The sequence below is a fragment of the Desulfobulbaceae bacterium genome, from assembly GCA_015231515.1.
Classification (GTDB): Bacteria; Desulfobacterota; Desulfobulbia; order Desulfobulbales; family VMSU01; genus JADGBM01.
The window spans coordinates 1-3,995 of record JADGBM010000183.1 but is presented as its reverse complement, the minus strand read 5'-3'; the positions used below and the strand labels follow the sequence as shown (position 1 = coordinate 3,995).

5 protein-coding genes are annotated in these 3,995 nt (G+C 44.0%); all 5 read right to left on the bottom strand.

What is annotated here, in order from left to right; all coding sequences use genetic code 11:
• Window positions 1–62: 62 nt before the first annotated feature.
• Window positions 63–488, bottom strand: coding sequence for an OB-fold domain-containing protein (locus HQK80_15845; GenBank protein ID MBF0223665.1), 426 nt, complete (start codon window positions 486–488; stop codon window positions 63–65).
• Between the two features lie 126 nt (window positions 489–614).
• Window positions 615–1,382: an enoyl-CoA hydratase/isomerase family protein gene (locus tag HQK80_15840; GenBank protein MBF0223664.1), complete on the bottom strand. Its 768-nt coding sequence runs from the start codon at window positions 1,380–1,382 to the stop codon at window positions 615–617.
• A gap of 135 nt (window positions 1,383–1,517) precedes the next feature.
• Window positions 1,518–2,900 carry a CoA-binding protein gene (locus HQK80_15835; GenBank protein ID MBF0223663.1) on the bottom strand — a complete coding sequence of 461 codons (1,383 nt, stop codon included), beginning with the start codon at window positions 2,898–2,900 and terminating at the stop codon, window positions 1,518–1,520.
• 35 nt (window positions 2,901–2,935) lie between these two features.
• A complete protein-coding gene (locus HQK80_15830; GenBank protein ID MBF0223662.1) occupies window positions 2,936–3,631 on the bottom strand; it encodes an acetate--CoA ligase family protein in 696 nt (231 codons plus the stop codon).
• A 65-nt stretch (window positions 3,632–3,696) separates the two neighbouring features.
• The coding region (locus tag HQK80_15825) for a cyclase family protein (protein MBF0223661.1) at window positions 3,697–3,995 on the bottom strand (299 nt) is incomplete at its 5' end.

The following is a 3,995-nucleotide window of genomic DNA, read 5'->3' as shown; positions in this document are numbered from 1 at the left end:
GCTTATGGGACTTTCATTCTTCGTTGTGGCCAGAAGCAGATACTTCGCTCCGGCCGTGCCGGTTATTTGACAGCTCGAAATGCCCAGGTCACCACTTGCTGTTTCTCCTCGTTGGTAAACATCTCAAGAGTGGTCGTTTCCATTTGCATACCAATTTTAAGAGATTTCAGATCAGTCTCTGTTATGATTCCGGTAACCTGGATTTTTTCATCTTCAAACTCCACCAGACCGATACCGTATGGAGTGATCTTTTTGTCAGTTTTAAATGGTGCAGGGCAGGGATAATATTGAATGGTATAGCTTGCAAGTTTGCCTTTGCAGGGAAGCAAAATATCTTCCACACCCTCTCTTGAGCAGCCTGGACGATGTTGATAATGTTCTTTGGGAAAGAAATAAGTTCCGCAGGAGTTGCATTTTGCACTCATCAATCTGACCTCGCCAGTTGACCAGTCCACTAAATTTGGAATTCGGGCTACCTTATTTGCCATGTTTTCCATTGTTCTATTCCTCATTGATTAAAATTCTAAATTAATTAAACGTTCATGATCGGTTTCGCTCACCCCCGATCATGAAAATCAGATTGCATTTTCATGGTAAAACAGTGCTAACGACTGCTACCGACCGACAAATTTCGGCGACCTTTTTTCAAGAAACGCATTGACTCCTTCAGTTTTGTCCTCCAAAGAGAGTGATAAGGCATACATTTCATATTCGTAGTCAAGTCCGTCCTGCAGGCTTGTCTGCATGCCCTTGTTGATCGCCTGTTTTGCAAGTTTTAATGCCGCAGCACTCTTGGTGGCAATCTTTGCGGCGATCTCTTTTGCCGTGGGCATCAACTGATCCATACTTACAACACGATTGACAAGTCCAATCCTGTCTGCCTCATCAGCCTTGATTATATCTCCTGTAAAAATGAGTTCCTTTGCTCTGCAAACCCCAATCAGACGCTGCAGGCGCTGGGTGCCTCCGCCTCCTGGAATGATGCCAAGATTAATTTCAGGCTGACCGAATTTAGCCTTTTCCGAGGCAATAATAAGATCACAGGCCATGGCAATCTCGCAGCCACCGCCAAGGCAGAAGCCGTTAACTGCTGCGATGACAGGTTTGCCAAGTCTCTCCACAATGGAGCCTAAACGAATAATATTATGTGCTGCATAGGAGGTTGTGGCATGAAACTCTTTTATGTCGGAACCTGCAACAAACGCTTTTCCTGAACCTGTCAGGATCAATACCTTTATGGCATCATCCTCTTCTACATCCTTGACTGCATCCCTAAACTCTGCCCGTGTCTGGATATTGAGGGCATTCATAGCCTCGGGACGGTTGAAGGTAATAACTGCAATATTTTCTTCTTTTTCTAAAATTATGTTCTCGTAAGTCATGCAATTCTCCCTTAGATTCTTGTTTTTGATTTTCGTGTCAATCTGGCAGTAAAATCAAAAAATTTTTCTGGTTCTGGCATGTCCAGCCAAGATGGTTATAGAATGTCCAACCAAGTTTGATCTGGATTGTCCAGATCAAGCTGATAATTTTTGTTTGCGGATACCGTACTCGCATAATTTGCTCAAAGCCTTTACCCCAGATATCAAAGAAGGAAAGACCGGCAGCTCTTTTCCCATTTCATCCATGATAATGTTCTTATATTTATTGTATCCAACAATCATGCAGACAATCACAGGTTTTCCAACATCCTGAACGATTTTTTGAATGATTTTTTTCTGAACCGCCTCCTGAGTATATTCAAAACCGGCCAGAATCAATATCGCAGCATCTATATTAGGATCCTGGAAGGCATTGGGAAAAGTGGTTTCAAGAGTTTTTGTAAAACCGATTTTGGTGACCGAGAAATAGAGGTCAACAGGATTTCCCACAGGAGTGTCAAACATATCCTTGAGCTTCTCTGTTGTTTCAGATGTCAATTTAGGGAGTTCAAGGCCATAGTTAGCACAAAGATCGGAAACATTTACGCCGACACTTCCAGCCAGGGTGATCACTGCTACCCGATTGCCTTTGGGAAGCGGCTGAGTGGAAAAGACTTTGGCAAACTCTTTCAATTCAGTAAAGTCATCAGCCATTATCATACCTGTTTGTCTGGCTGCCGCTTCCACAATCCTTGCATTGCTGGCAATACTGCCCGTATGACTCATTGCCGCTCTGGCACCAGCTTCGGTACGTCCTCCGCTCAAGAAAATAACAGGCTTTTTGGCGGCAACCTTCTTGGCGATACGGGTCAAGCCTCTTCCATCGGAAATCGTCTCTAAATACATTGAGATGACATCAATGCCATCTTCATTACCGAAGTATTCAAGCAGGTCATTTTCATTGACATCGCATTTATTGCCAAATGAACAGACTTTGCTGATGTTCAAACTTTCGTTCTCCACGATATCCGAGGCCATCCCTGCCGCCAAAAGACCGGATTGTCCTATGAGTACTACGTTCCCCCTGGGTACTTTTTTTCTAATGGGATAAATTGATGTTACGATATCCCGAGAAACAATACCCGAGCAGTTTGGACCCATAACTCGAATATCGTTTTTTTTGGCGATATCTACAATCTGTTGCTGAAAAACTTTGCCCTCGCCACCCATTTCAGCGAATCCGGCAGACTCTATTATGATCGCTTTGACCCCTTTTTGAGCACACTCTTGAACCGTTGCAACAGTCATTTTAGGGGTTGGAAGTGCTGTGACAACCAGGTCAACCTCGCCAGGTATTTCTGTCACAGAACGATATACCTTATATCCCAATATCTCTTCTGATTTAGGATTTACCGGATAGACGTTTCCGGCAAAATCACTATCAAAGATATTTTTTACAATTACATAACCAAGTTTTCCAGGTGTTCCGCTGGCTCCCACTACAGCAACCGATTTCGGTTTAAAAAATAGTTCCATCATGGCTGTGTACCATCCTTTATGTCACTTCATTTGGCTCATTGGTAGAGAATAATCCTTGCATCGACAACTGCCGCACCATCTTTATATGCAAAAACAGGATTCATGTCGATCTCTTCGATTCCTGGCGTCTGATCCACAAAATCCGATAGTTTGACCAACATATCCTGCAAACAGGCAATATCCACAGGATCCTGTCCACGATAGCCTTCCAGCAGTTTCTTGCCCTTGATCTCTTCGATCATCTCCACAGCGTCGTTTTTATCAATAGGAACGATACGGAACGCAACGTCTTTGAGTACCTCAACCAATACCCCTCCAAGGCCGAACATCACCACCGGGCCAAAACTTGCATCCTTGATCATACCCATGATGATTTCAATACCCGGTTTTGCCATTGCCTGAACAGAAACACCCTCAATATTGGCATCAGGAAATTTTGCCGCAGCAGATTCCATGATCAGATCAAATGCCTGTTCAACTTCATCTCTGTTTTTAAGATTTACCTTTACTCCGCCAGCATCACTTTTGTGGGTAATATCAACCGATGATATTTTAAGTACCACAGGATATCCGATCGTCTCACTTAACTCTACAGCCTCTGTTTTTGAGGCGGCAAGACGTGTGTCTGTGCAGTTTATTCCAATTCCGGTTAAAATCTGCTTGGCCTCAATTTCGGTGAGGACAGCCCTTTGCTCTTTTTTGGCTCTTGCCAATATTTCATTCAAAGCCATCAAATCTCCTTACATTATCTATAAAAGTGGCACAAAAATTCCTATCCCTTTAGGGCAGGAGTAGTTCACTTTCCAGTCTCAAACCTGAACTGCTGATCAGGATCAACAATCGCGATAACACGGACAATACAACCATCACCGCCAGTCCAACGCCAGGGAAAGGCCATGAAAAAGCACCGTTTGCCAGTAACCTTGTCAAGATCTCCGCCTATATTTTCAATGCCAGGTATTCCGCCTTTGACCATAAGGGTTTTGTGGCCGGCTTCCCAGTCAGGGAAATCTGCCTTGGCATCACGACCTGTAAAGGCTTTGTACTCCTCGATCAGATGCGGCTGTGTCGGCCCAAGTCCATGGTCAACAAGTT

What these genes read in the sequence shown, in the direction of transcription:
- HQK80_15835 (MBF0223663.1), bottom strand. Translation starts at nt 2,900, where the DNA reads ATGATGGAACTATTTTTTAAACCGAAATCGGTTGCTGTAGTGGGAGCC.
- HQK80_15830 (MBF0223662.1), bottom strand. Translation starts at nt 3,631, where the DNA reads ATGGCTTTGAATGAAATATTGGCAAGAGCCAAAAAAGAGCAAAGGGCT.
- HQK80_15840 (MBF0223664.1), bottom strand. Translation starts at nt 1,382, where the DNA reads ATGACTTACGAGAACATAATTTTAGAAAAAGAAGAAAATATTGCAGTT.
- HQK80_15845 (MBF0223665.1), bottom strand. Translation starts at nt 488, where the DNA reads ATGGCAAATAAGGTAGCCCGAATTCCAAATTTAGTGGACTGGTCAACT.